We start from the raw sequence: 25,336 nt of genomic DNA, 5'->3' as shown, positions 1-25,336 counted from the left end.
GGTCTGTTTTGGGAGTCCCTTTGAATCTGTATCTAGAAACCCTGGTCTTTACCGGCCAGATTGTTGCGCCGATATTCTTCATTCTTTTCCTCGGGTACTTTCTGCTCCGCCTGCGGATCATCAACGAGAATTTCGTTAATACCGCTTCCAAACTGGTTTTTACGCTGACACTTCCGGCGCTGGTGTTTCTATCCATTGCGCGGATGGACTTCCACGCCATGTTCAATCCCCATCTGCTGGGCTATGTACTGGCCAGTACACTGGTCACCTACATCCTCATCTGGTGGGCGGGCAGTATCTGGATTAAAGTGCCGGAAGACCTGGCCAGCTTTATCCAAGGTGCTTTTCGCAGCAATTACGGCATCGTGGGTCTGGCGGTCAGCTTCAACCTGTTTGGCCAGCCAGGACTGGCACAGGCCTCACTGGTGCTTGCGCTGATCATCCCGCTCTACAATGTATTGGCCATTATCTGCCTGACCCTTCCGCTTAAGCGTTCCGACGGAGTCAGCCTGAAGCAGACCTTTATTGAAATTGCACGCAACCCGCTGATTCTCGCCGTGGTATTTGCCCTCCCCTTCTCCTACTTCGGCACCGAGCTACCTCAGTTGCTCAGCCGGACCGGTGATTACTTCGCCGACCTGACATTACCCTTGGCATTGCTCGCCATTGGCGGTTCTCTGGACCTCAAAAGCCTGCGTGAAACCTCGGGCAGCTCATTCTGGGCCACCTTGATCAAACTGGTACTTTTACCTGCCATCCTGACCCCCATCGCCTGGCTACTGGGCTTTGAAGGCCAGGATCTGGCAATATTGATGGTGCTGTTCGCAAGCCCCACCGCCGCTGCCAGCTTCATCATGGCCAAAGCGATGGGTGCCAATGCCAAGCTCGCCGCTAACGTGGTACTGACCACAACCTTGGGCTCCGTGGTTACACTGAGCATCAGTATCTATCTGATCCGGCTACTGGGCGTGGTCTAACCCTATTGAGGAGTTGCAGATGACTGACTTTATCATGCAGTTCCTGCAGACACTGATGGACCTGTATCTGGACACCGCGATCTGGCTTCTGCTGGGCCTTGCCCTCGCGGCCCTGCTGAAAGGCGTGCTGCCGACCCGGCTGGTCCAGCGCTGGCTGGGCGGTACCGGAGCCGGGCCTGTGTTCCGTGGTGCCCTGATCGGCGCCCCCTTGCCGTTATGCTCCTGCGGCGTACTACCGGCAGCGATCGGATTACATCGGGCCGGTGCCAGCCGCCCGGCGACAACCTCCTTTTTGATCGCCACCCCGGAAACCGGCGTCGACTCTATCGCGGTGAGCTACGCACTGCTGGGCCCGATTATGGCGATTATCCGTCCCATAGCGGCCATTTTCAGCGCCATCGCGACCGGATTACTGGTGTTGGTTAGCGGTGACACAAACACCGGCAATGCTTCATCAGTACAGACGAGTAGCGGCTGCTCGAAAACCGCCAACGCGGGTAACGCCACCGATTGCTGCGCCAGTAAAAACAAAGAGAGTGAGCCGGAAGGCTTTTACCCGGCACTGCTGGACCTACTGGATGACATCAAATACTGGCTGCTGTTTGGTCTGGTTCTGGCCGCTCTGGTGGGTTCATTTGTCGATCCGGCAGCCCTGAGCGAACAGGGCGACAGCCTCTGGGTAATGCTGCTGATTTTGCTATTGAGCCTGCCGCTCTATATCTGCGCCACCGCATCCACGCCCATAGCCGCAATCATGCTCTGGGCGGGACTTTCACCGGGCGCAGTCCTGCTCTTCATGCTGGTCGGCCCGGCCACCAACATCGCATCGGTGGGACTTTTAATTCGCGAGTTGGGCGTGCGGACGGTTGTACTCTATCTTTTCGGCATTATCGCCACGGCTCTGGCGCTGGCATTGACCACCAACGCGTTCCTGACCACCGACATGCTGAGCCTGCCACCGCTGGGTGAGCATTCGGAGACCGCACTGTGGATAAAGGCGCTGGCAGGCGTCGTGTTAGCCGTACTGATCATCAAACCGCTGCGTCAACTGTTTTACAAAGAGCCAACCAGCGATAGCTGCTGCGGTTCCTGAACCCGGAATAGTTTCAAGATGTTGAGCCTCATTCGCCAAAAACGTACCGACCGGCTGGTCGAAGCCCTGCGTCAGGGTGACCGGGATCGTCTTGCCCGCTTAAACGGTAAGTTTACGCCGCAGACCCTGTTAGCCCCCCTGTCTGACCCACTCAATGCTATCGAGATCAGTCTAGAAGCAGGCCAAGCTACGTCACTCGAATGGGTGATGACTCAATTGCCTGAGCCCTGCTACTTCGCGGCAACTGGCGAGCCTTACATAGTGATCGCCCTGCGCCAACGGGAAAACAGTCTGGGCTTGATCACCACCTTGCTTCAGGCGGGAGCCGACCCGAATCAGACCTTTGAACAACGCACAGTAGTACACTGGTGTTTTGAGCACTGCAGCCCCGAGTCATTGATGCTGCACTTGAGCCGCCTGAACGAATACGGAGCAGACCTGAACGACGCGAGCCTTCTCACTCAGGCATTGGAAAAAGATCACCAGGCACTGGTTCATTTCCTGATCCACTCAGGAACGCCACTGCCGGATGACCTGGAAGGGGTTAATTGCGCGCCGGATTTAATCACCTACGCCAAACGTTGCGCGGAAGACCGCCGTATTCGAGAGATGATGCTGGGTCGCTGATAGCGATGTTCTGCGCTGAGGGCTGAGGGCTCAGTGCCGATGCCACTCGATCGCCGGGCAGCGATCCATTACTACATCCAGCCCCGCCTCTTTGGCCCGTCGCGCAGCTGACTCATTGATAACCCCAAGCTGCATCCAGACGGCACCGGCACCCGCCGCGATGGCGTCATCCACAACTTCACCGGCATCTTCCGAGTTACGGAAGATATCGACCATATCGATATGGGTACCGATATCGGACAGTTTCGCGACCACCGGCTGGCCCAGCAAATTTTGCCCCGCCAGCTTGGGGTTAACCGGGATCACCAGATAACCCTGGCGTAACAGAAACTCCATGACCCGATAACTGGCCCGATGCGGTTTGTCGCTTGCCCCCACCAGTGCAATAAACTTAACCTCTCGCTCCAGCTTCTCGATCAATGCCTGTTCGCTTTGCATACCAGTCACCTCGTTTAACGGGCTTGTTTATTGATTAGGCCGGGGCGCCGAGCAGACCGGGCACGCGGGATCACGCCGCAGCTTGAGGGCTCGCCACTCCATTCGTTTACCATCGAGCAACAGTAAACGTCCAACCAGCGGCTCACCGACACCGGCCAACACCTTGAGCGCTTCAGCCGCCTGCATCGAGCCGATGATACCAACCAGCGGCGCAAACACCCCGGACTCGGCACAACTCAGGTTTTCGTCCTCGCCCTCGCGATAGAGGCATTGATAGCAGGGCGCCTCTTCAACCCGGGGATCAAACACGCTGATCTGACCATCAAAGCGGATGGCCGCGCCCGATACCAGCGGCGTACCGGTGGCAACACAGGCCCGGTTCAACGCAAACCGAGTGGTAAAATTATCGGAGCAGTCCACTACAAGATCCGCCCTGGAAACCTGCTCAACCAGGGCCTCACCGCCGAGACGCCGGTCGATCTGATCAATGCGGATTTCAGGGTTCAGCGCCCCCAGCGTCTGTGCAGCCGAAGCCACTTTGGACTCGCCCACCCGTTCAGTGGTGTGCACGATCTGACGCTGCAGGTTGGTCAGGTCGACATGGTCATCATCAACCAGAACCAGGTGACCGACACCTGCAGACGCGAGATAGATCGCCGCCGGGCTGCCCAGCCCACCTAGTCCGACGACCAGTACGCGACTATTCAACCAGGCTTCCTGACCCTCGATCTCCACCTCTGGCAACATGATCTGCCGGCTGTATCTCAGCAACTGCTGGTCCGATAACACCTGTTACTCCTTATCCTTCCCGCCGGGTTGCCAGCAGCCACGTGTCACGCGGGGCTGTCCACCCAGATCATGCAAGGTCTCGATATTAACGTAGCCCAACCGGGCCAGGATGTCAGAAACCGCCTGCGCCTGTGTAAACCCGTGCTCCAGTATCAACCAGCCACCCTTGACCAGCTTGTCGCGGCTTTGGCTGGCAATCAAACGGATATCCGCCAGCCCCTGATCAGGCGCGACTAGCGCCGAGGCGGGCTCAAAGCGCACATCCCCCTGACTGAGATGAGGATCCTTTTCATCGATATAGGGAGGGTTGGATACAATCAGATCAAACTGGCCTTCAAGGGGCTCACACCAACTCCCCTCCAGCACCTGGACATTGGCAAGCTGATGCCGATCACGGTTTCGGGATGCCAGCGCCACCGCTGATCGCACCCGGTCCGTGGCATAGATCTGCCAGCCGGAGCGCTCACTGGCCAGCGCCAGAGCAATGGCGCCGCTCCCTGTCCCCAGGTCCGCCACACGATAGTTGCCATCGGGCAGGGCCGCCAGAGCGGCCTCAACCAGCGTTTCCGTGTCGGGCCTGGGGATCAGGGTATCCGGCGAAACTTCAAGTTGCAGTGTCCAGAACTCTCTGGTGCCGGTCAGGTGAGCCACCGGCTCGCCGGCTATACGCCGCGTCAGCAATGCCTTGAATTGAGCCGCATCGGTAGGATCAAGAACCCGTTCGGGCCAGGTGAACAGATAACTGCGCGGTTTGGACAGCACATGACAGAGCAACAGCTCCGCATCAAGACGCGCACTGTCCGAGTCGATACGCTGCGCAAGCTCCAGCGCCCGGGCGATCGTCAACGCTTGATCAGTCACCGGGTATCACCCTTCTGCGGACAGTGCGCCGAGCTGCTCTGCCTGATGCTCCTGGAGCAGCGGATCAATGACCGCATCCAAATCACCCTGCACCACCTCAGAAAGCTTGTACAGCGTCAGGTTGATGCGATGATCAGTGACCCGGCCCTGGGGGAAGTTGTAGGTTCTGATCCGCTCCGAGCGATCCCCGGAGCCCACCAGGCTTTTACGGGTACTGGCCTGGGCCGCGTTCTGCCGGTCGGTCTCCGCCTGCTGCAACCGTGAGGCGAGCAGTCCCATCGCCTTGGCGCGGTTCTTGTGTTGCGACCGTTCCTCCTGGCACTCCACCACCACACCGGTGGGAATGTGGGTGATACGGATTGCGGAGTCCGTTTTGTTAACGTGCTGACCACCGGCCCCGGAGGCGCGGAAGGTATCAATTCTCAGATCAGCTTTATTGATCTCAACGGCGGCGGTCTCATCCAGCTCAGGCATCACAGCAACGGTACAGGCCGAGGTATGAATACGCCCCTGAGATTCGGTTTCCGGTACCCGCTGTACCCGATGAGCCCCGGATTCAAACTTAAGCCGGGCATAGACAGACTCACCAACCACCCGGCTGATAATCTCTTTATAACCGCCGTGCTCACCTTCACTGGCGCTGATCACTTCCACACGCCAGCCCCGCTGCTCGGCATAGCGCGAATACATGCGGAACAGATCCCCGGCAAAAATCGCCGCTTCATCACCACCGGTACCAGCGCGAACCTCCAGAAAGACGTTCCGCCCGTCGTTAGGATCCTTTGGCAACAGCAGGATCTGCAACTCAGCCTCAAGCTGCTCGATCGCCTCGCGGGCACTGTCGATCTCCTCCCGCGCCATTTCGCGTAGATCTGGATCGGCATCCTCCAGCATCGCCTGAGCTTCAGTCAGATCATCCTGTGCCTGACGCCAGTCACCAAATGTCTTGACCACCGGCTCAAGCTCGGCGTACTCCCGCGAGTAGTCACGAAACCGATCCTGATTGGTGATCACCTCGGGTTCGCTCAACAGAGCTGAGAGCTCCTCATAGCGGTCGCACAGCTTTTCCAGCTTGCTCTGAATAGATTCTTTCATGGATGGGTCCGTCAGTTGTCGCCGGAGGGGTTATCACCGAGCTGAAACAGCTCCTGGGCAACGGAGGCAAATTCGCTACGCCCCTCGGCTGAAGCCTTGCGCAGCTGAACAGTAGGCTGATGCAACATTTTGTTGGTGATGCCGCGCGCCATCTGGCGCAGAACGGCTTCGGGATCACGCCCCTGGGCCAGTTGATGCAGCGCCTTATCCAGCTCCACATCAGCGATCGCCTGCCCCTGCTGACGCAGTGCGGTCAGCGTATCAACCGCTTCTAACTCACGCAGCCGCGCCAGAAAGGCATGGGCACCGGCTTCGATTATGGATTCGGCGTCGGCGGCGGCCGATTCACGGGAGCGTTGGTTCTCTTCAATAACCTCGGTCAGGTCATCAACCGTGTAGAGGTAGACATCATCCAGCTCCGCCACCTGGGGTTCAATATCCCGGGGTACGGCAATATCAACCATAAACATGGGACGATGTTTGCGTTTCTTGAGCGCGGTCTCCACAGCCCCTTTACCCAGTATGGGCAGTTGTGACGCTGTGGATGAGATCAGAATATCGGCCTGGGGGAGTGCATCCGGCATGGCGGAGAGTTCAATTGCCTCGCCGCCGACCTCTTCCGCCAGGGCACTGGCACGTGTCAGCGTGCGGTTCGCCACGGTGATCGAGTGTACACCGGCCTGCTTCAGGTGGCGTGCCACCAGCTCGATGGTTTCGCCGGCACCGATCAACAGTGCCCGACTCTCGCCCAGATCGGCAAAGATATGCTGAGCCAGGCTCACGGCCGCGTACGCCACCGATACCGGATTCTGACCAATGGCGGTTTCCGTACGAACCTGCTTGGCGATGGAGAAGGTGTGCTGAAACAGCCGCCCCAGCTCAGCCCCCACCATTCCGGCTTCCTGGGAGAGGCTGAAGGCGGTCTTCAGCTGACCCAGAATCTGTGGCTCGCCCAGCACCAGCGAATCCAGCCCACAGGCGACACGCATCATATGCCGGACTGCGGCCTCGTCACGATAAACGTAACTGCACTTTTCCAGCTCGTCTGGATCCAGCCCGTGATACCTGCCGATCCATTCCAGCACCTGACGCGTACTTTCCAGATCAGTGGCGCAGTACAGCTCGGTACGGTTGCAGGTCGAGAGGATAGCAACTTCCTGCAGACGCGCGTGTTCACGGGCACCGCACATCGCCTCGCCGAGTTGCTCAGGCGCAAATGCGACCCGCTCACGTACCTCGACCGGCGCGGTCTTGTGGTTGATCCCTAATGCCAGCAACGCCATAGAATGTGGTTCGCACTACCCTAAACAGACAAGCGCGACATCATACACCTTAACGCGCCGCTGATTAAGTGAGTCAGCACGGCAATGACAATGACACCGCGCATCTACTATAGTGGCTTTTTGCCATCTGGATCAGAACGGATTATGAGAACGACTGGCCTCCTGACGCTTAGCCTGCTCGCCCTGCTCACCGGCTGCGCCGGCACGGTATCGACACAGGCACCCACCACACCCACCGAACCCGACCCGGTGACGTATCAACCCGGGGAGCTCAACCGCGAGTCGGTATTTGAGCTGCTGGCGGCTGAAATCGCCGGTCAGCGTCACCAGTTTGATCAGGCGCTGGAGTTCTACCTGCATCAGGCGCGGACCACCGGCGATGCCGATGTGGCCGAGCGCGCTACCCGTATAGCTCAGTTTCTGCGCGACAGTGACGCGGTGCTTCAGGCCGCCGAACTCTGGAGTCGCGCCGCGCCCGACAATCCCGAGCCATTGCACATTCGTACCAACATTCTGATCAGCGAACAGCGCTTCGACGAAGCGCTGCCATTACTCAAGCAGGTGCTGGCGGATGACAACACGGAAGCGGTGCTTTTAATCGGTAGCAAAAGCGCAGAACTGCCGCCGCAAACCGCCGCCGTGTATGAGCAACTGTTGGCAGAGTACTCCCGGGCAGAGCCTGAGCGGCTGGATCTGCTCCTGACCCGTGCCCTGCTTAAGCGTCGCATCGGCGATCAGGATGGTGCCCTGGAGCTACTGGAACAAGGGCTCGCGGTAGAACCGGCCCAGTCAGAGCTGGTTCTGCAAAAAGCGGAGATCCTGCGTCGCAGAGGACAGGCCAACGAGGCACTCAAGGCGGTGGAAGCCGCCCTGGATGAGACTCCGGACCATAAGCAACTGCGTATCCAGCGGGCACAACTGCTGTTCGATCTGAATAAACCGAAGTCAGCGACGGAGGAAATTCGTGCATTGCTCGAAGAGCACCCGGATGACAGCCAGTTACAGTACTACTTCGCACTGCTCCTGCTCGACAATAACCGGCTGCCGCAAAGTCATGGTTTGATTCTCGACCTGCTGGAGGGCAACCCGGACAATGACACCCTGCAGTTCTATCTGGGTCTGATCGAAGAGAAGATGGGCGATACCCAGTCAGCCTTGCAGCGCTACCTTCAGGTCAGTAACGGGCCCAACCTGCAGCAGGCACGTGCCCGGGCGTTGAACCTGATGGATGATCCCGAGTTAAAGGATGAGGTCGACAGTCTCATTGACCGAGCGATCGAGGAGACACCCGACCAACGGATCGATCTCACACTGATGCATGCAGAGTGGCTTCAGGCCCATGGCTACACGCAGCCCGCGTTACAGCGTATTAATGCAGCTCTGGATGCTAACCCGGACCATGTGGGCCTCCTGTACAGCCGCGCACTGCTCATTGAGCCGAGCGATCCCCAGCAGATGTTGTCCGACCTTGAACGGGCGCTGACGCTGGAGCCCGACAACGGCATGCTCCTCAACGCGCTGGGATACTCCCTGACGCTCTACACAAAGGACTATCAGCGGGCGCATACCCTGATATCAGAGGCTCTGGAGCAACACCCCGAGGACGCGGCGGTACTTGACTCCATGGGCTGGGTGCTGTTCAAACTGGGGCGTACCAATGAAGCGCTGGATTTCCTGAACCGCGCGTATGAACGCTTCGCCGACCCGGAAGTGGCCGCCCATCTGGTGGAAGTGCTGTGGGTTGACGGACAGACCGAGCGTGCCCGCTCCGTGTTGAGGGACACCCTGGCGCAAAACCCAGACGCCGAGCAGCTGCATGAAGTGCAATCACGCTTGGGAATCGACCTGTGACGCGACTGCTTGCTCTGGTCCTGTTCACGCTATTGACGGGTTGCGCTGGTGTCCAGGCTCCACCCGTAAGTCAGAACGATCAACTACGCGGCAACCCGGGACAGGACTGGTCACTGGAAGGTAAAGCGGCAATCCGCAGTGGAGAAAGCTCAAACACCGCCTATATCGATTGGCAACAGCAAGGCGAACGATTCAAAATCATCGTTAGTGGGCCGCTGGGACAGGGCGGCGCCCGCATCGAAGGCGGCCCAGGCCTTGTCAGCCTTTCGTTGCCCGGGGAGGAGCAACCGCTGACCGGCCCCAACCCGGAGTCGGTCATGCAGCAAGCGCTGGGCTGGCATCTGCCAGTCAGTCAGGCCAGCTACTGGGTCACCGGCCGACCGGCGCCAGACCTCCCCTCCCAACCGCTGAGCAGCGGCGGGCCAGGCTTTGAACAGCAGGGCTGGCAGGTCGGGATACTGCGTCTGACGGATATTTCCGATCAACTCACACTCCCCTCCCGGCTGGATTTTCGCTACGCCGATATCCGGATTCGACTGGTGATCGGCCATTGGTCTCTGGAGCCGCAGAAAACCCCGCCGGAATAAATCGTCATTTAACCGGCCTGAACCCGCTTCAGGGGTTGATTTTCGCGCCCTGTTTACCGAAAATACGCGCCTTCTTGGATAGGTGGTCCGCCACCTGAATACACAGGGGTATAGCCAAGCGGTAAGGCAACGGGTTTTGATCCCGTCATGCGCAGGTTCGAATCCTGCTACCCCTGCCAGAATTGTGATCGATGACTGACTCCCTTTCAGCGACTTCATCCGCTCAACCTGATGCAATCAAGAAGGTATTCGCCGTGTCTAAAATGATGGTTTTCACCGGCAACGCTAACCCTGCGCTGGCCCAGAAAGTGGTGGAACGACTGGACATCCCCATGGGGAAGGCGAACGTCTCCCGCTTCAGCGATGGTGAAGTCAGCGTCGAAATCCAGGAGAACGTGCGTGGCAAGGATGTGTTTATCATCCAGTCCACCTGCGCACCGACCAACGACAACCTGATGGAGCTGATTGTATTCGCCGACGCCATGCGCCGCGCATCAGCAACCCGTGTTACCGCTGTGATTCCCTACTTCGGTTACGCGCGTCAGGATCGCCGCCCGCGCTCGGCTCGCGTGCCGATCAGTGCAAAGGTCGTTGCCAGCATGCTCTCCAACGTCGGTATCGACCGCGTACTAACCGTCGACCTGCACGCCGACCAGATCCAGGGCTTTTTCGATATCCCGGTGGATAACGTGTACGGCTCGCCGGTGCTGCTCGACGATATTCTGGATCAGTACTATGAAGATCCGATCGTGGTTTCTCCGGACGTGGGTGGCGTAGTCCGTGCCCGCGCCGTGGCCAAGCAGCTCGACTGTGACCTGGCGATCATCGACAAGCGTCGCGAGAAAGCCAACGAAGCTCAGGTCATGAACATCATCGGTGATGTCTCGGGCCGCACCTGCATTCTGGTCGATGATATGTGTGATACCGCCGGCACCCTGTGCAAGGCGGCAAAAGCGCTGAAGGATAAGGGAGCCTCCCGCGTGGTGTCCTACGTGACCCACCCGGTACTGTCAGGCCCGGCGATCAGCAACGTTACGAATTCAGAGCTGGATGAGCTTGTCGTGACCGACACCATCCCGCTCTCGGAAGCGGCGGAGAAGTGTGAAAAGATCCGTCAGCTGACGCTGGCTCCGATGCTTGCCGAAGCGGTCCGCCGCGTCTGCAATGAGGAGTCAATCAGCGCCATGTTTCGCTAAGCGATTCAGGCCTGAACGTATCGGCATAGTCCGGTACACACGCACCCGAAAGGGCTAAGAAATAACTGCACGCTTCTGGTCGCGGGAGCCTGCAGTTTTTATTATTTAAAGGTAATTAACCATGACAGATTTTGTAATCAACTCCCAGACCCGTAGCGATCAGGGGAAAGGTGCGAGCCGCCGCCTGCGTCGCGAAGGTCAGATCCCGGGCATCCTGTACGGCAGCGGTGAACCGGTTTCTATCTCCGTAAACGGTAACGAACTGTACAAGGCGATGCTGATCGAGGGTTTTTACTCCTCGCCGCTGACCCTGAACGTCGATGGCCAGGCCACTACCGTGTTCATCAAGGACCTGCAGCGTCACCCGTTCAAGCCGCTGGCTCTTCACGTTGACTTCCAGCGCATGGATGACAGCAAGAAGATCAAGATCCAGGTACCGCTGAAGTTCGTCAACTTTGGCAAGTCTGCTGCGTCCAAGGCGTCTGCCAAGTTCGCGGCTGAAGCGAGCACCGTAGAAATTCTCTGCCTGCCGAAAGACCTGCCGGAAGCACTGGAAGTTGACCTGTCCAACATCCAGATGGGCGAAATCGCTCACCTTTCCGACATCACTCTGCCGGAAGGTGTTGAGATCGTTGCTCTGCGTCGCGGCGAAGACCACGACCAGGGTATCGGCTACTGCTACGCTCCGCGTGGCGCCAAAGCCAAGTAAGCCTCAGGCTTAAGGCACAGGCATGAATGATCGGATAGCCCTTATAGTCGGCCTGGGTAACCCCGGCAGCAAGTATGAGCATACCCGTCATAATGCCGGTGCCGAGCTGGTGGAGCAGCTTGCTGCCCACCAGCACACCCCCCTGCAGGTCGAAACACGCTACAAAGGCCTGTACGGCAAGATTCTGATTGAGGGCGAGCCGGTACACCTGCTGATACCGACAACCTTCATGAACCTGAGCGGCCAAGCGGTCGCGGCACTGGCCAATTTTTTCAAGATCCCGGTCAACGCCATCCTTGTTGTTCACGACGAACTCGATATCGACCCAGGCACGGCCCGCCTCAAAAAGGGCGGCGGCCACGGCGGCCATAACGGTCTGCGCAGCATCATCAGCCAGATGGGAAACAGTCGCGACTTCTATCGTCTGCGAATCGGTATCGGCCACCCGGGACACGCCAGCCAGGTCTCGAATTTCGTGCTCAGTAAAGCCCCCCCGAAAGAGCGGGAGCTGACCCAGAGCGCCATCGATGAAGCGCTGCGCCAATTGCCACTGGCGATCAAAGGGGACTGGCCAAGGGCCATGAACCACCTACACAGTTTCAACGCCTCCAGCTAAACAGGATTTTCAACATGGGATTCAAATGCGGCATCGTCGGTTTACCTAACGTCGGCAAGTCCACTCTGTTCAACGCCCTGACCAAATCGGGCATCGCAGCGGAAAACTTCCCGTTCTGTACCATCGAACCCAACGCCGGCGTTGTGCCCATGCCGGACCCGCGCCTGGACGCGCTGGCAGAGATCGTCAAGCCGGAGCGCGTGGTCCCCACCGCCATGGAATTTGTCGATATCGCAGGGCTTGTCGCGGGTGCGTCCAAAGGTGAAGGACTGGGCAACAAGTTCCTGGCCAACATCCGCGAAACAGACGCCATCGCTCACGTCGTGCGTTGCTTTGAGGATGATAACGTTATCCACGTGGCAAATCGTATTCACCCGCTGGAAGATATCGAAACCATCAACCTGGAGCTGGCACTGGCGGATCTGGAATCCTGCGAGAAACAGCTTCAGCGCGTAACGCGCTCCGCCAAGGGCGGCGACAAGGAATCGATCGCAGCCAAGGCACTGCTGGAAAAACTGATCCCCCATCTGGAAGAGGGCTTGCCGGTACGCTCGCTGGCCCTGGAAGAGGATGAACGCAAGCTGGTGCGCACCTTCCATCTGTTGACCACCAAGCCCACCATGTATATCGCTAACGTGGCGGAAGATGGCTTCGAGAACAACCCCTGGCTGGACCAGGTCAAGGAGCTGGCTGCCGGTGAAAATGCCAGCGTGGTGCCCGTCTGCAATAAGCTCGAAGCAGAGATCGCCGAGCTGGAAGATGAAGAAAAGCTGATGTTCCTCGAAGAGATGGGGATGGAAGAACCGGGCCTGGACCGCGTGATCCGCGCCGGTTACGAGCTACTGGGACTGCAGACCTACTTCACCGCCGGTGTAAAAGAAGTGCGTGCCTGGACCGTTAAAGTCGGTGCCACCGCACCTCAGGCAGCCGGTGTCATTCATACCGATTTCGAGAAAGGCTTTATCCGTGCCGAAGTGGTCGCCTACGACGACTTTATCGAATACAAGGGCGAACAGGGTGCCAAGGACGCCGGTAAGTGGCGTCTGGAAGGGAAGGAATATATCGTCCAGGATGGCGATGTGGTTCACTTCCGCTTCAACGTCTAACACCGTTTAGATCCGCCCCAGAGAGAAGCGCTCGCCACCGCTGTATAGCGCGAGCTCTTCTCCACCCTCCGCACACTCTTCAGTCGCTGCCAGCTCAACCAGCCGATAGAACAGGTTGCGATTAATCCGCCCGGACATCCCGAACCGTACCAACAGCGACGGCTGCGGCTCTCCACGTTCGCTTTCAACAACGGTCAATGGGTGCGCCGGCCCCGCTGCGACACGATCGCCGGTGGTGCTGATAAAAAGTAACTCAGTCCCCTGCTCCCCCTCCGTCTGCTCCATATCGACAAACAGGAACGGAAGATCATCCACCTGAATCCGCACCTGTTCTACCGGAGTTTTCAGATAGTATTCGCCATTCTCCTGCCAGAGTATCCGGGAAAACATCCGCACCATCGCTTCGCGCCCGATGGGCGTACCTTCGTGGTACCAGGTGCCATCGCGGGCAATTCGCATATCGATATCGCCGCAAAACTCAGGCTGCCATTGCTCCAATGGCGGAATATCCTGCCCCTGCGTTTCGACGTCACGAGTTAACTGCGTCAGATCGAAACCCTTTTTCGTGCTCTTATCAACCATGGCTGCTCATTGTTATACCTGATGGTGAATTCAGTCTGCAGCAACCGGCGCCCCCCAATCAATACTCAATCCCCACCATCCTCCTCCAGCGCCCGCGTAGCACCCGGGTGTCCCTGGGCCGCGGCCTGCTCAAACCAGTATCGGGACTGCGCGCGGTTCTGGGCAACCCCGACCCCGGTGCTCAACATCACACCCAGCGCATACTGAGCTTCGGCGTAGGCTTTAAACAGCTGCACGGAGGGGCGTGCATCATAAAAATCCGGCGGCAGGTTTTCTTCAGAAGCGGCAAACAGCGGGACAGCGACGAAAAAGGCAAGACAGCAAAGGGGGCGCATGACGGCTCCTTCTGGATAGATTTCAACCTATTCAAACGGAGCCCCGGTGACCAGACAATGGCACCTTGGTACTCTTTCCGCGTTATCGCGCAAGCACCTAAAATTCGGCGCTTTTTTCTTGGCATGCCTGTTGACAGAGACACCCAAAAAGCGAATAATTCGCGCCTCAAACGCGTGGCAATATAGCTCAGTTGGTTAGAGCATCGCATTCATAATGCGAGGGTCGCAGGTTCGAGTCCCGCTATTGCCACCATTTGCGAAGTTATTGGGGTATCGCCAAGCGGTAAGGCAACGGGTTTTGATCCCGTCATGCGCAGGTTCGAATCCTGCTACCCCAGCCACTTCGTGACAGATGGCAATATAGCTCAGTTGGTTAGAGCATCGCATTCATAATGCGAGGGTCGCAGGTTCGAGTCCCGCTATTGCCACCATTCTACAGGGGTATCGCCAAGCGGTAAGGCACTGGATTCTGATTCCAGCATGCGCAGGTTCGAATCCTGCTACCCCTGCCAATTTCTTCTCCGTGCGCATAACTTTCACGTTGCCGTATCCTGACAATTTGCGATTCCCGGGTTACTATTTCTCTGTCAGGGAGGAGAGTTATCATGGGCCTTGCAGCCGACAGTAGTTATGCGCTGCTGGATCGTTTGTCCAGCAGTCGCGCCAGTAGACGCCAAACGATCAATATTCTGTTTCTGGGCTTTCACCCGGATGCTGTCGATCCGATTCTGTCACTGATTCGGAGCGGACGTATGGCGCCCCGCGGCCGGCAAGTGCAATCCCGCGAGGACCTGCTCGCAGCCCTCAGCGAGCGTGGCTGGGATCTCCTCTTTTGCGGCACTCTGGAAGACGGTCATGATTTCCCGGCAGCAACAGCGGTCTCGTTACTGCAGGGCCGCGAGAAAGACATCCCGGTTATTCAGCTGAGCCACGATACCTCTCAGGATGCGCAGTTGCAGGCGTACAAGGATGGCATTGCCGCTCTGCTACCGGCGCAACCCGGCGAACTGCTGCTTCATGTAATGCTGCAGCAGCTTCAGGCGCTGGAGGATCGCCGCAGGCTCCGTCAGAGTGAAGCGATGCTGGAAGTGGCAGAACGGCACTTCCATGAGCAGGTCAGCCAGTCCCGGACCCCCATCGCCTACCTGACAGATGGCCAGATTATCTTCGTCAATGACAGCCTCGTCGAGCTCATGGGAGTGAGCAAGTCTTACGAACTTATCGGCACCGAGCTGGATCAACTTATCCTGCCCGAGCACCGGCAGAAAGTGGCGGATATGCTGCATGCCTTTTCCGACCAGCATCGCCCCATCGACACCAGCCTTCCCCTGGAACTGACACGGCCCGATAACAGCATGTTTAAGGCACAGGTCCAGTTCCAGACCTGCCGCTACCAGGGCCAGCCGGCACTTTCCATGAACATCACGCCGGAGCAGTTCAGCGAAGAGGCAAATGCTGCTGTGCACCGGGATGATGATCCACTGACAGGACTGAAAAACGGCTCGTACCTGATACAGCGCCTGGATGACACAGCACAGCATGCGCTGGCCGGCGGTCACGATGCGCAACTGTTTTACATCCGCCTGGACCAGTATGAAGATCTCCTCGCCACCCACGGACAAGAAGCGACCAACGGACTGATACGACTGATTGCCGAGCGGTTGGACAAAGCCTTTTACGATCCCCACCTGGTCTGCCGGTTCGAAGATGACAGCTTCGCGATCATCTTCCGCCACCCCAACACCGATGAGTCGTTAAAAGTGGCACGGAAACTGGCCCGCCAGATCGCCGGACTTAAGCTACAGCACGCTCAGACCACAGTTTCGACCAGCGCCTCCGTTGGCGTTGTCAGCATTACCGACAGTGCACCACCCGCCAGCGAACTGCTGCACAGAGCGCGCAAAGCCGCGGATGAACTGACTGACGGGAACGGCTGTGTGTTGTATCAGCCACCCGCGACACTGCATCCGCAAAATGATTCCGAAGCGGTCAAGCGGGTACTGACCGCCATCAGCGACCGCCGTCTAAAGCTTATGTTCCAGCCGATTGTTCCGCTGGAAGCGGATACCGAAACACATAATTATGAGGTGTTGGTTCGTCTGCTGGATGAAAATGGCGAGACGCTGGCACCGAACTTCTTCCTGACCTCCATCGAACAGAGCGATGTCATGGTCAAGATGGATCGCTGGGTCCTGGAGCATGGCCTGCAACAACTCCGGGAGGAAAACGATAAAGGGACCAAAAACCGTCTGTTTATCAATTTGGCCGGTCGTTCACTGCATAGCAACTCACTGCTGACCTGGTTCCAGTCACAACTGAAGGAACTGCAGGTTCCTCCAGATCAGATCGTGTTCCAGCTTAGTGAAAGTGATGCCGCCGCCTCCCTGGCGCAGGCCCGTCGATTCTCGGAGCTTGCCAGTAAACTGGGGTGCCGCTTCTGCCTCAAACACTTCGGCAGCTCACCCAACTCCCAGCACGTCCTGCGTCAGCTACAGATCGACTACGTCAAGCTTGATGGCGCTTATATACAGGACCTGGAGAGCGGCGATATCACCGTGGAGCAGCTGCACTCGCAACTGCTGGTCGCGATCGAGCGAGGCGCCACGATTATCGCACCGCTGGTGGAGAATACCCGCGTCATCAGCAAACTGTTCCGATGCGGTATCCAGTTGATACAGGGCTACTACCTGCAACCCCCGCGGGAAAATATGGACTATGACTATTTTCAGGGCTGATTAACCGGCCCTGTCCCGATCGCGAAAACCGATCAGATACAGGATACCGTCCAGCCCCAACGTTGAGATTGCCTGTTTGGCACTGCGGCGTACAAGCGGCTTGGCACGGAAAGCGATTCCCAGCCCGGCAATAGACAGCATCGGCAGATCGTTGGCGCCATCGCCCACCGCAATGGTTTGCTCCAGCCGAACTCCCTCTTTCTCCGCGATCTCACGCAATAGCTGGGCCTTGCGCTCACCATTGACGATGGTACCGATCACTTCACCGGTCACCTTCCCATCCTGAATATCCAGCTCGTTGGCATGGACATAGTCAAAACCAAGCTTCTCCTGCAGGCGATGTGCAAAATAGGTGAAGCCGCCGGACAGGATCGCTGTCTTGAACCCCAGCGAGCGCAGATTGGACACCAGCTCCTCAGCCCCCTCGGTCAACGGGATGCGCTGGGCAATACCTTCCAGTACCGAGGCATCCAATCCCTTGAGTAGCGCGACACGGCGACGGAAACTCTCGTTGAAATCGATCTCCCCGCGCATTGCCGCTTCGGTGATGGCCACCACCTGATCGCCCACACCCGCTTCCTTGGCCAGCTCGTCGATCACCTCCGCCTCGATCAGGGTCGAATCCATATCGAAGACCACCAGACGGCGATTACGGCGGTAGATATCATCCTTCTGGAAGGCGATATCCACATCCAGTTCCGAGGCCGCCTTCAGGAACGCCTCACGCAGCTCCGAGGCATCTGACGGCATACCGCGCACCGAAAACTCGACACAGGCTTTGGTTTGCTCGCCCTGCTCTCCTTCATCGAGGGCCACACGCCCGGACAAACGGCTGATATTATCAATATTCAGGCCGTGGCCCGCCGCAATATCAGTCACCCGTGCGATATGGGTCGCCGTAATTCGACGCGCCAGCAATGTGATAACATGCCGGGTTTTACCCTGCCCTTCGACCCACAACCCGTAGTCGCTGTCGCTGACCGGCTCGAACCGGACCTGGAGGTTCAGCTCATGGGCCTTGAACAGGATATCGCGCATCAGCGGGGAGGATTCCGCCTCTCTGGGGACCTGAATCAGGATTCCCAGTGACAGGGTGTTGTGGATAACCGCCTGGCCGATATCCAGGATGCTGATGCGATAATTTGCCAGAATACCAGTAATGGCTGAGGTAACACCCGGCTTATCTTCGCCGGAGAGCGTTAGGAGAATAATCTCATGCATGGGAAAAGGGTCCGCCGCCGAGTGACAGGAGCTGAAATGGCCTGCATTATACAGCGCTTTGGCGGTGGTAACACAACCGCACGGACCCCTGCTGGCCTATGATGACGCCCGAGTTCTGGCTATCTTTCACTGACGGGCACCCATTTATTCTGGTACTGGCCATCGCTTTCGTTGCGTGCCTGGAGAGTCTGGCGATAATCGGTCTGGCCGTGCCGGGAGTGGCGATACTGTTCGCGTTAGCCGCACTGGCCGGTGATGCGGCACTGCCTTGGCCGGCGCTGTTATTGGCAGGCTTTATCGGCGCGGTTCTGGGTGATCAGGCCAGCTTTGTTCTGGGCCGCTTCGCCACCCCGGTGCTGAGCCGATATCCGCCCCTCAAGAATCACCCGCAATGGCTTGAGCAGGGCCACCGTTACTTTGCCCGTTACGGCGGCGGGAGCGTGGTACTTGGGCGATTTATCGGTCCGATCCGACCCATCATTCCGCTTATTGCAGGCAGCTGTGGTATGTCGGCTCTGCGCTTCACACTGTTCAATCTGGGCTCTGCACTGGTCTGGGCACCGGCCTACCTGCTGCCGGGCTATCTCACAGGCCTGGGTTTACGCGAGCTGTCCTCCACCGACGCCGGTCTGCTCACCACCCTACTCGGGATGATCGCACTACTGGTCATCGCGCAGCAGTTCCACTGGCACCTCGGCGCTTCGAGGCGCCTGCAGGTCAAACTTGAGCAACGCGGGCTGACGTTTGGCACCTTGACGGCATGGCTGATGGTCGGGGTCGGCGCGCTGATTTTTATTAGTGCCTTGAGTCTGCAGTTAACAGGCCCTCCCGCCTGGAACCGCTCCATGTATCAGACGATTTTCGAGCTGGGTGCTCACCAGCCCGGCCTTGTGCAAACGCTGACTCATCTGGGTGATCCTCCGCTCCTAGTGGCCATGATCTTGCTCGCCGCCCTAACCGCGCATTGGCGCCACCGCCTCACCGGTGGCTGGCCTGTTGCCGTGTTTCTGGCCGCCGTCCTGACGCTAAACTATCTACTCAAAGAGCTGTTGGCCATCGCTCGACCCGAGGTCGGACAGCAGTTACTGAGCAGCTTCAGCTTCCCCAGCGGCCACGCCAGCGCGGCTGCCAGCGCCTATCTGCTGCTCGCCATCTGGCTGATGGAGAACAAGCCTCACCGTACCCGTCATCTGGGTTACTGCCTGGCAACGGCGATGGCGTTACTGATTGCCGTATCCAGGGTATTGCTCGGCGTGCACTGGCCTCTGGATGTGATCGCAGGGCTGGCGGAAGGGTTGGTATTTGCCGGCATCTATAAACTATGGCTGACAAAACACAGGAGCACACAGAGTGTACCCCTGAGTTTCATACTGCCGCTTGTCACTGCGCTACTTGCAGCCTATCTACTGATACGTCCTTTCTACTGACGAGTGTTCAGCTTTTCTTCCGGCGCGCGCGGGGTGGGTGCTTGGGCTTATGGGGTGCCTTACGCTTACCGGTACGCTCACCACCCTCGCCACGGGGTTTCCCCCTGGGCTGCCCCGCACCAATTTTGCCCGATGCCAGCAGTTCCCGCTTGGTCGGCTTGCGGCCAGGCTCCTGGCCGGGGCTGGATGCCAGCTCAAAGTCGATCTTGCGCTCATCCAGATCAACCCGGACCACACGCACCTGCAGCGGGTCGCCGAGCTTGAATACCTGCCGGGTGCGCTCACCGATCAGGCGTTGTTTAGCAGCCTCGAAGTGGTAATAGTCATTGGGCAGTGAAGTGATATGCACCAGGCCTTCCACGTAGAGCTCGTCGAGCTCAACAAAAGCGCCGAAGCCGGTAACTGCAGCGATAACGCCACTGTATTCCTCGCCAATCTGGCTCTGCATATACTCACACTTGAGCCAGGCAACCACATCGCGCGTGGCATCATCGGCACGCCGCTCGGTCATCGAACAGTGCTCACCCAGGCTCAGCATCTGCTCCATGGTGTAACCGACCACAAAATCCGCATTGGGCTTAAAGCCCTTGGGCCACTCCAGGTGCTTATTGCGCTTATTGGCGTGTATCGCCGAACGGATCAGACGGTGAACGATCAGGTCCGGATAGCGCCGGATTGGTGACGTAAAGTGGGTATACGCTTCGTACGCCAGACCAAAGTGGCCGTGATTATCCGGGCTGTAGACCGCCTGCTGCATGGAGCGCAGCATCATGGTCTGAATAATATGCCGGTCGGGGCGTGACTCAATGGTCTCCGCCAACCGCAGGTAGTCCTTCGGCTCTGGCTTTTCGCCGCCCGGAAGGTTCAGACCCAGTTCGCCCAGGAACGCGCGCAGGTTTTCCAGCTTCTGCTCTTTCGGACCTTCGTGGATCCGATAGAGCGCCGGCTTTTTGAGCTTATCCAGGAACTGCGCCGTCGCCACGTTGGCGATCAACATGCACTCTTCGATCAGCTTGTGGGCATCATTGCGATGGACCGGCACCAGTTTCTCGATCTTGCGATCATCACTGAACACTATCTTAGTCTCAGTGGTCTCGAAATCCATGGCGCCACGTTCTTCACGGGCCTGGCGCAACTTTTTGTAGAGACCATACAGCGCTTCCAGATGGGGCACCACCTCGCCGTATTCCCGACGCCACTGACTCCCCTCTTCCGAGTCCGGCTCGGCCAGCATGGCACCGACCTTGGTGTAGGTCAGCCGCGCCTTGGAGTTGATCACACCCTCGTAGAAAGAGAAATCAGACAGCTTACCGGCGCGACTGATCTGCATTTCGCAGACCATCGCCAAGCGATCAACTTTGGGATTCAGCGAGCAGAGGCCGTTGGAGAGCAACTCCGGCAACATCGGCACCACATACTCCGGGAAGTAAACGGAGTTACCCCGGTTAACCGCCTCGGTATCCAGTGCCGAGTTCGGCTGCACGTAATAGGACACATCGGCGATCGCGACCCACAGTCGCCAGCCACCGAAACGTTTCTTCTCACAATAAACCGCATCATCGAAGTCGCGTGCATCTTCTCCGTCGATGGTGACAAATGGCAGATCCCGGAGATCAACCCGGTTACGCTTATCCTCTTCACGTACCTCGGGGGTCAGCTCGCCGATCTCCTGGTGTACCTGCTCTGGCCACTCGTTGGGGATATCGTGGCTGTGAATCGCCACCTGGATCTCCATCCCTGCCGCCAGATGATCCCCAAGCACCTCGATGACCCGTCCCCGCGCCGGTTGGCGACGGGTAGGTTGCTGCATCACCTCTACCACAACAAGCTGGCCATTCTCGTAGCTCAACCCTGTAGTCGGATCGGGAATCACCATCACCTGATTGGTGATCCGCTGGTTTTCAGGCACGATACTGCCAAAACCGTTCTCGCCATCGAACTTACCCACCAGCTTGCGGGTATTGCGTTCGAGCACCTCGACCACTTTACCTTCACGGCGCCCCTTATAGTCGACCCCGATCTCCTGGACCAGCGCACGGTCCCCATCAAACAGCTCGCGCATATTGCGGGGACTTAAAAACAGATCATCGCCCCCGGCATCCGGTTTGAGAAAGCCGAACCCATCCCGGTGGCCGATAACACGGCCCGGTATCAGGTTCATCTTTTCAATCAGGCCGAACTCTCCCTTGCGGTTGGAGATCAGCTGCCCGTCCCGGCACATGGCAATCAGACGGCGGCGAACCGCTTCTATATCATCTTCGTCGGTGAGGCCCAGCTCCTGGCAGAGGTACGGGTGCTTAATCGGAGCGCCCCATTTACGCAGGAACTCCAGCAGAAAATCCCGACTCGGTACCGGGTTGTCGTATTTACTCGCCTCTTCGGAGGCGTTGGGATCTTTATCTTTCCAGTTTTTACTCATTCGTATTCCGTTTTGCCCGCCGATAAAAAACTAACGTGGTTATGCGGGTCTGGTTTCAAATCAAACTCTAGAATAGTCGTAAAGCGCCGCGAATCCTACCGGTCGCGGCGACCAATAAAAGACAAAGCCGGCTCAGGGCCGGCTTATCGGGGATATCAGGGCATTTCGTCCACTTCGGACTCTTCTTTCGGAGGCGGTATCAGATCCTCCCGATCCACCTTCAGCATCAGCAGCAGGTTGGCAGCCACATAAATTGAAGAGTAGGTACCGATCAGCACACCGGCCAGCAACGCCACCGCGAAACCGAAAATGGTGCTGCCACCAAAGACAGCCAGGGCCACCAAGACCAGGATCGTGGTGAATGAGGTCATCAAGGTTCGACTCAACGTCTGACTTAGCGATCCATTCATGACTTCGACCGGACCGGCCGTACGCATCACCCGAAAGTTCTCGCGAATCCGGTCATAGACGACAATCGTATCGTTCAGGGAGTAACCGATCACCGCCAGAATCGCCGCCAGCACGGTCAGGTCAAACTCCAGTTGCAGCAGGGAGAAAACCCCGAGCACGATCAGCACGTCATGCACCAGTGCCATCACCGCACCCACCGAAAACTTGATCTGGAAGCGGAAGGCCAGGTAGAGCATGATCATGCCCAGGGCCAGCAGCATGCCCAGCCCACCCTGCTCGCGGAGCTCCTCGCCCACCTGCGACCCCACAAATTCGTTGCGGCGCAGGGTCAGGGTTTGCTCCTCTTCCGCCTGCAGCAGCGCAAGGATATTATCGCCCAACTGAGGGTCGTGGGTTTCGCCCAGGCGAATCAACACATCGGTGGCAGCGCCAAAGGTCTGTACCGTCACGTCCGGGTATCCGGCCCCCTCCAGCGCCTCGCGCACGCCACCCAGATCCACCGGCTGCTCGTAACCGATTTCCACCAGACTACCGCCGGTGAAGTCGAGCCCGAACTTCAGGCCATTGATCGCCAGGGAACCGATGGAAATCAGCAACAGGATAATGGAGAAGGCCGCCATCGCTTTGCGCGGCCCCATGAAATTGTAAATTTTCTGTGCTTTAGACATTATTCCGCTCCCCTCACAGCGCCAGCTTCTTCAGCGTTCGACCGCCATAGGCCAGGTTAACCAGCCCGCGGGTCACTAGAATCGCTGTGAACATGGAGGTGACAATACCCACCGACAACGTCACGGCAAAGCCTTTCACCGGGCCTGTTCCCATGGCAAAAAGAATGACGGCCGCAAGCAGCGTCGTTACGTTGGCATCAAGAATGGTGGTATAGGCGCGGGAGAACCCGGCATGGATTGCCGACTGGGGCGGCAGACCATTCTTAAGCTCCTCCTTGATTCGCTCAAATATCAATACGTTGGCATCCACCGCCATACCCACGGTCAGTACGATACCGGCTATACCCGGCAAGGTGAGCGTCGCCGACAATATCGACATCACCGCCACCAGCAGCACCAGGTTCAGGGTCAGTGCGATATTCGCCAACACGCCGAACACCTTGTAGTAGATCAGCATGAACGCCAGTACGAGCGCGAAGCCGATCTGCACTGAGGTCACGCCCATCTCGATATTTTCCGCCCCCATGCTCGGTCCTACCGTGCGCTCTTCCACAAAGTAGATCGGCGCCGCCAGTGCACCGGCCCGCAACAGCAGTGCCAGCTCCGAAGACTCCTGAGAACTTTCAAGCCCGGTGATGCGGAAAGAGTTACCCAGGGTGCTCTGAATGGTCGCCAGGGAGATCAAGCCCTTTTCGGTGTAGGGAACACGCTTTTCGACCGTTTCACCATCAACCTTCTGCTCCACGATGCGCGACTTGTGCTCGACAAACAGCACGGCCATACGACGTTGAATCGCGCCGCGGGTAACTCGGCTCATCATCTGGCCACCTTTGCCGTCCAGGGTAATATTCACCTGCGGCATGCCGTTTTCATCGAATGAGGCCTGGGCATTGGCTACGTTTGAGCCGGTGATAATGATATCTTTCTCAAGCTCGGCGGTGCGGCCCGGTTCATTACGGAACGGGTAAACTTCAGTCGTCGCCCGGCTGGCGTCCGGCTTGGCCTCCAGTCTGAACTCCAGGTTAGCGGTTTTACCGATGATACGCTTGGCCGCCGCAGCGTCCTGAATACCCGGCAGCTGAACCACAATCCGGTTACGTCCCTGGCGCTGCACCAGCGGCTCGGCGACACCCAGCTCGTTGACACGGTTACGCAGAGTGGTCAGGTTCTGTTTGACAGCGTAGTCTTCGATTTCCCGGATCGTCTGCTCGGTCAAGTTGATGTAGAGGAAGTTATTTCCCTCCTCATCCGCGGTTTCGAACATAAACTCCGGAAAGTTTTTTCTTAGCAGGCTTTGTGCTTCGTCACGGACTTGTGGGTCCGCAAAGCGCACGGACAGCCGACCGTCATCCAGATGCTCTACCTGCCGATAACGCAACCGTTCATCACGAAGCTGACCTTTGATATCGCTGACATAGACATCCAGGCGCTGACCGACCGCCTGCGCCATATCCACTTCCAACAGGAAGTGCACACCGCCACGCAGGTCCAGCCCCAGCTTCATGGGCCCGGCACCGATTGACTCCAGCCAGGCCGGGGTTGTCGGTGCCAGGTTCAAGGCCACAACGTAGTTGTTGCCCAGCGTCTGTGCCAGAAGGTCCTTGGCACGCAGCTGCGCATCACCGTTAGCGAAGCGAATCAGCCCGGTGCCCTCATTCAACTCCACCGCTTTGAAGGAGACGCCCGCCTCCTGAAGCTGCTGCTCCAACCTTTCCATGGTGGACGTATCAACCGTATACGCTTCCCGCGTTCCGGAGACCTGTACGGCATAGTCTTCTGGATAAAGGTTGGGTGCGGCGTAGATGGCCGCAACCACCAGCACACAGACAATCAGGAGATTTTTCCACAGAGGATAGCGGTTGAGCATCGTGCTCCATCCTTAACAAAACGGAAACGCCAGCGCGATGCGCTGGCGGGGGGAGATAGAACGGGTTTAGATCTCTTTGATCGTACCCTTGGGCAGCTCAGCCGCCACATGGGCCTTCTGGAACTTCATCTCGGTACCTTCGGAGACTTCCAGTACCACGTACTCCTCATTCAGGCGAATCACCTTGCCGATGATGCCACCGGCGGTGATAACTTCATCACCTTTCGCAAGGCCGGCGATCAGATTTTTGTGCTCCTTCGCGCGCTTGGCCTGCGGGCGCCACATGAAGAAGTAAAAGATCAGACCAAAACCCACGAGGAAGATGATGTTAAACATACCCGGATCCATCTGTCCGGCACCTTCGGCGGCGTGGGCCGGGGCGATAAGGAAGCTCATTAAAGCAATCTCCTGAATTAATAAATCTTAACTGTGGTTTGGTGCCT

At 58.0% G+C, this 25,336-nt stretch carries 23 protein-coding genes and 5 tRNA genes; 16 read left to right on the top strand and 12 right to left on the bottom strand.

Features of this window, described 5'->3' with window-relative positions:
- Nucleotides 1–20 precede the first annotated feature (20 nt).
- Genes G403_RS0120845 through G403_RS0120835 form a run of 3 tightly spaced genes read left to right on the top strand, consistent with a single transcriptional unit; the run spans nucleotide 21 to nucleotide 2,697 of the window.
- The gene (locus G403_RS0120845) at nucleotides 21–977 is read left to right on the top strand and encodes an AEC family transporter (RefSeq protein WP_027855684.1); all 957 of its coding nucleotides are present in this window, start codon (nucleotides 21–23) and stop codon (nucleotides 975–977) included.
- 19 nt (nucleotides 978–996) lie between these two features.
- Nucleotides 997–2,070: an SO_0444 family Cu/Zn efflux transporter gene (locus tag G403_RS0120840; protein WP_245578408.1), complete on the top strand. Its 1,074-nt coding sequence runs from the start codon at nucleotides 997–999 to the stop codon at nucleotides 2,068–2,070.
- An 18-nt stretch (nucleotides 2,071–2,088) separates the two neighbouring features.
- The gene (locus G403_RS0120835) at nucleotides 2,089–2,697 is read left to right on the top strand and encodes an ankyrin repeat domain-containing protein (protein WP_027855682.1); all 609 of its coding nucleotides are present in this window, start codon (nucleotides 2,089–2,091) and stop codon (nucleotides 2,695–2,697) included.
- A gap of 30 nt (nucleotides 2,698–2,727) precedes the next feature.
- Here the strand turns inward: G403_RS0120835 and G403_RS0120830 are convergent, their stop codons facing one another.
- The 5 genes from G403_RS0120830 to hemA are packed head-to-tail and all read right to left on the bottom strand — an operon-like array spanning nucleotide 2,728 to nucleotide 7,163.
- On the bottom strand, nucleotides 2,728–3,135 hold the full coding sequence (locus G403_RS0120830) for a CoA-binding protein (protein ID WP_036234928.1): 408 nt from the start codon (nucleotides 3,133–3,135) through the stop codon (nucleotides 2,728–2,730).
- Nucleotides 3,136–3,162: 27 nt separating this feature from the next.
- Nucleotides 3,163–3,924, bottom strand: a complete 762-nt coding sequence (gene moeB, locus G403_RS0120825) for a molybdopterin-synthase adenylyltransferase MoeB (protein ID WP_027855680.1) — start codon at nucleotides 3,922–3,924, stop codon at nucleotides 3,163–3,165.
- Nucleotides 3,925–3,927: 3 nt separating this feature from the next.
- The gene (prmC, locus tag G403_RS0120820; protein WP_027855679.1) at nucleotides 3,928–4,785 is read right to left on the bottom strand and encodes a peptide chain release factor N(5)-glutamine methyltransferase; all 858 of its coding nucleotides are present in this window, start codon (nucleotides 4,783–4,785) and stop codon (nucleotides 3,928–3,930) included.
- A 6-nt stretch (nucleotides 4,786–4,791) separates the two neighbouring features.
- Complete coding sequence (gene prfA, locus G403_RS0120815) at nucleotides 4,792–5,880, bottom strand: peptide chain release factor 1 (protein WP_027855678.1); 1,089 nt, start codon at nucleotides 5,878–5,880, stop codon at nucleotides 4,792–4,794.
- 11 nt (nucleotides 5,881–5,891) lie between these two features.
- Complete coding sequence (gene hemA, locus G403_RS0120810; protein ID WP_027855677.1) at nucleotides 5,892–7,163, bottom strand: glutamyl-tRNA reductase; 1,272 nt, start codon at nucleotides 7,161–7,163, stop codon at nucleotides 5,892–5,894.
- 144 nt (nucleotides 7,164–7,307) lie between these two features.
- Between hemA and G403_RS0120805 the strand changes: the two genes are divergently transcribed.
- The 7 genes from G403_RS0120805 (at nucleotide 7,308) to ychF (ending at nucleotide 13,228) form a co-directional block, all read left to right on the top strand.
- Nucleotides 7,308–9,014, top strand: coding sequence for a tetratricopeptide repeat protein (locus G403_RS0120805; RefSeq protein WP_027855676.1), 1,707 nt, complete (start codon nucleotides 7,308–7,310; stop codon nucleotides 9,012–9,014).
- Entirely contained in the window at nucleotides 9,011–9,601 is a 591-nt protein-coding gene (gene lolB / locus G403_RS0120800) for a lipoprotein insertase outer membrane protein LolB (RefSeq protein ID WP_027855675.1), read from the top strand. Before G403_RS0120805 ends, lolB begins: the two co-directional genes overlap by 4 nt.
- 104 nt (nucleotides 9,602–9,705) lie before the next feature.
- A tRNA-Gln gene (locus G403_RS0120795) sits at nucleotides 9,706–9,780 on the top strand.
- Between the two features lie 75 nt (nucleotides 9,781–9,855).
- The gene (locus G403_RS0120790; RefSeq protein ID WP_156899759.1) at nucleotides 9,856–10,797 is read left to right on the top strand and encodes a ribose-phosphate pyrophosphokinase; all 942 of its coding nucleotides are present in this window, start codon (nucleotides 9,856–9,858) and stop codon (nucleotides 10,795–10,797) included.
- Between the two features lie 121 nt (nucleotides 10,798–10,918).
- Nucleotides 10,919–11,506, top strand: a complete 588-nt coding sequence (locus G403_RS0120785) for a 50S ribosomal protein L25/general stress protein Ctc (RefSeq protein WP_027855673.1) — start codon at nucleotides 10,919–10,921, stop codon at nucleotides 11,504–11,506.
- Nucleotides 11,507–11,528: 22 nt separating this feature from the next.
- Nucleotides 11,529–12,122 carry an aminoacyl-tRNA hydrolase gene (gene pth / locus G403_RS0120780; RefSeq protein WP_027855672.1) on the top strand — a complete coding sequence of 198 codons (594 nt, stop codon included), beginning with the start codon at nucleotides 11,529–11,531 and terminating at the stop codon, nucleotides 12,120–12,122.
- 14 nt (nucleotides 12,123–12,136) lie between these two features.
- Complete coding sequence (gene ychF, locus G403_RS0120775) at nucleotides 12,137–13,228, top strand: redox-regulated ATPase YchF (RefSeq protein WP_027855671.1); 1,092 nt, start codon at nucleotides 12,137–12,139, stop codon at nucleotides 13,226–13,228.
- 6 nt (nucleotides 13,229–13,234) lie between these two features.
- Here ychF and G403_RS0120770 read toward each other — a convergent pair whose 3' ends face one another.
- Both G403_RS0120770 and G403_RS0120765 read right to left on the bottom strand, forming a co-directional pair.
- Nucleotides 13,235–13,810, bottom strand: coding sequence for a DUF1285 domain-containing protein (locus G403_RS0120770; RefSeq protein ID WP_027855670.1), 576 nt, complete (start codon nucleotides 13,808–13,810; stop codon nucleotides 13,235–13,237).
- 65 nt (nucleotides 13,811–13,875) lie between these two features.
- Complete coding sequence (locus G403_RS0120765) at nucleotides 13,876–14,145, bottom strand: SEL1-like repeat protein (RefSeq protein ID WP_027855669.1); 270 nt, start codon at nucleotides 14,143–14,145, stop codon at nucleotides 13,876–13,878.
- Between the two features lie 176 nt (nucleotides 14,146–14,321).
- On the opposite strand from G403_RS0120765, the gene G403_RS0120760 reads away from it, so the two are divergent.
- From G403_RS0120760 to G403_RS0120740, 5 genes are all read left to right on the top strand, one after another.
- A tRNA-Met gene (locus G403_RS0120760) sits at nucleotides 14,322–14,398 on the top strand.
- A 13-nt stretch (nucleotides 14,399–14,411) separates the two neighbouring features.
- Nucleotides 14,412–14,486: transfer RNA gene (locus G403_RS0120755), tRNA-Gln, on the top strand.
- A gap of 13 nt (nucleotides 14,487–14,499) precedes the next feature.
- Nucleotides 14,500–14,576 (top strand) — tRNA-Met (locus G403_RS0120750).
- A 6-nt stretch (nucleotides 14,577–14,582) separates the two neighbouring features.
- Nucleotides 14,583–14,657: transfer RNA gene (locus G403_RS0120745), tRNA-Gln, on the top strand.
- Between the two features lie 93 nt (nucleotides 14,658–14,750).
- The gene (locus G403_RS0120740; RefSeq protein ID WP_027855668.1) at nucleotides 14,751–16,880 is read left to right on the top strand and encodes an EAL domain-containing protein; all 2,130 of its coding nucleotides are present in this window, start codon (nucleotides 14,751–14,753) and stop codon (nucleotides 16,878–16,880) included.
- Here G403_RS0120740 and serB read toward each other — a convergent pair whose 3' ends face one another.
- Nucleotides 16,881–18,101, bottom strand: coding sequence for a phosphoserine phosphatase SerB (serB, locus tag G403_RS0120735; RefSeq protein ID WP_027855667.1), 1,221 nt, complete (start codon nucleotides 18,099–18,101; stop codon nucleotides 16,881–16,883).
- A gap of 98 nt (nucleotides 18,102–18,199) precedes the next feature.
- Between serB and G403_RS0120730 the strand changes: the two genes are divergently transcribed.
- Nucleotides 18,200–19,528 carry a phosphatase PAP2 family protein gene (locus G403_RS0120730; protein WP_027855666.1) on the top strand — a complete coding sequence of 443 codons (1,329 nt, stop codon included), beginning with the start codon at nucleotides 18,200–18,202 and terminating at the stop codon, nucleotides 19,526–19,528.
- Between the two features lie 7 nt (nucleotides 19,529–19,535).
- On the opposite strand, the gene rnr is transcribed toward G403_RS0120730, so the two are convergent.
- The 4 genes from rnr to yajC form a co-directional block, all read right to left on the bottom strand.
- On the bottom strand, nucleotides 19,536–21,947 hold the full coding sequence (gene rnr, locus G403_RS0120725) for a ribonuclease R (protein ID WP_027855665.1): 2,412 nt from the start codon (nucleotides 21,945–21,947) through the stop codon (nucleotides 19,536–19,538).
- Nucleotides 21,948–22,102: 155 nt separating this feature from the next.
- Entirely contained in the window at nucleotides 22,103–23,026 is a 924-nt protein-coding gene (gene secF, locus G403_RS0120720) for a protein translocase subunit SecF (RefSeq protein WP_027855664.1), read from the bottom strand.
- Between the two features lie 13 nt (nucleotides 23,027–23,039).
- Entirely contained in the window at nucleotides 23,040–24,893 is a 1,854-nt protein-coding gene (secD, locus tag G403_RS0120715) for a protein translocase subunit SecD (RefSeq protein ID WP_027855663.1), read from the bottom strand.
- A 66-nt stretch (nucleotides 24,894–24,959) separates the two neighbouring features.
- Nucleotides 24,960–25,289: a preprotein translocase subunit YajC gene (gene yajC, locus G403_RS0120710; protein WP_027855662.1), complete on the bottom strand. Its 330-nt coding sequence runs from the start codon at nucleotides 25,287–25,289 to the stop codon at nucleotides 24,960–24,962.
- Nucleotides 25,290–25,336: the final 47 nt, after the last annotated feature.

Source organism: Marinobacterium litorale DSM 23545, from assembly GCF_000428985.1.
Classification (GTDB): Bacteria; Pseudomonadota; Gammaproteobacteria; order Pseudomonadales; family Balneatricaceae; genus Marinobacterium_D; species Marinobacterium_D litorale.
The sequence above is the reverse complement of the archived record's forward strand: the minus strand, read 5'-3'. Positions and strand labels throughout refer to the sequence as shown.

Bases quoted from the DNA above. Each gene is read 5' to 3' on its own strand.
- hemA (WP_027855677.1), bottom strand. From the start codon at position 7,163: ATGGCGTTGCTGGCATTAGGGATCAACCACAAGACCGCGCCGGTCGAG.
- yajC (WP_027855662.1), bottom strand. From the start codon at position 25,289: ATGAGCTTCCTTATCGCCCCGGCCCACGCCGCCGAAGGTGCCGGACAG.
- G403_RS0120765 (WP_027855669.1), bottom strand. From the start codon at position 14,145: ATGCGCCCCCTTTGCTGTCTTGCCTTTTTCGTCGCTGTCCCGCTGTTT.
- pth (WP_027855672.1), top strand. From the start codon at position 11,529: ATGAATGATCGGATAGCCCTTATAGTCGGCCTGGGTAACCCCGGCAGC.
- G403_RS0120835 (WP_027855682.1), top strand. From the start codon at position 2,089: ATGTTGAGCCTCATTCGCCAAAAACGTACCGACCGGCTGGTCGAAGCC.
- ychF (WP_027855671.1), top strand. From the start codon at position 12,137: ATGGGATTCAAATGCGGCATCGTCGGTTTACCTAACGTCGGCAAGTCC.
- G403_RS0120770 (WP_027855670.1), bottom strand. From the start codon at position 13,810: ATGGTTGATAAGAGCACGAAAAAGGGTTTCGATCTGACGCAGTTAACT.
- rnr (WP_027855665.1), bottom strand. From the start codon at position 21,947: ATGAGTAAAAACTGGAAAGATAAAGATCCCAACGCCTCCGAAGAGGCG.
- G403_RS0120840 (WP_245578408.1), top strand. From the start codon at position 997: ATGACTGACTTTATCATGCAGTTCCTGCAGACACTGATGGACCTGTAT.
- prfA (WP_027855678.1), bottom strand. From the start codon at position 5,880: ATGAAAGAATCTATTCAGAGCAAGCTGGAAAAGCTGTGCGACCGCTAT.
- secF (WP_027855664.1), bottom strand. From the start codon at position 23,026: ATGTCTAAAGCACAGAAAATTTACAATTTCATGGGGCCGCGCAAAGCG.
- G403_RS0120785 (WP_027855673.1), top strand. From the start codon at position 10,919: ATGACAGATTTTGTAATCAACTCCCAGACCCGTAGCGATCAGGGGAAA.
- G403_RS0120805 (WP_027855676.1), top strand. From the start codon at position 7,308: ATGAGAACGACTGGCCTCCTGACGCTTAGCCTGCTCGCCCTGCTCACC.
- serB (WP_027855667.1), bottom strand. From the start codon at position 18,101: ATGCATGAGATTATTCTCCTAACGCTCTCCGGCGAAGATAAGCCGGGT.
- G403_RS0120730 (WP_027855666.1), top strand. From the start codon at position 18,200: ATGATGACGCCCGAGTTCTGGCTATCTTTCACTGACGGGCACCCATTT.
- G403_RS0120740 (WP_027855668.1), top strand. From the start codon at position 14,751: ATGGGCCTTGCAGCCGACAGTAGTTATGCGCTGCTGGATCGTTTGTCC.
- G403_RS0120830 (WP_036234928.1), bottom strand. From the start codon at position 3,135: ATGCAAAGCGAACAGGCATTGATCGAGAAGCTGGAGCGAGAGGTTAAG.
- secD (WP_027855663.1), bottom strand. From the start codon at position 24,893: ATGCTCAACCGCTATCCTCTGTGGAAAAATCTCCTGATTGTCTGTGTG.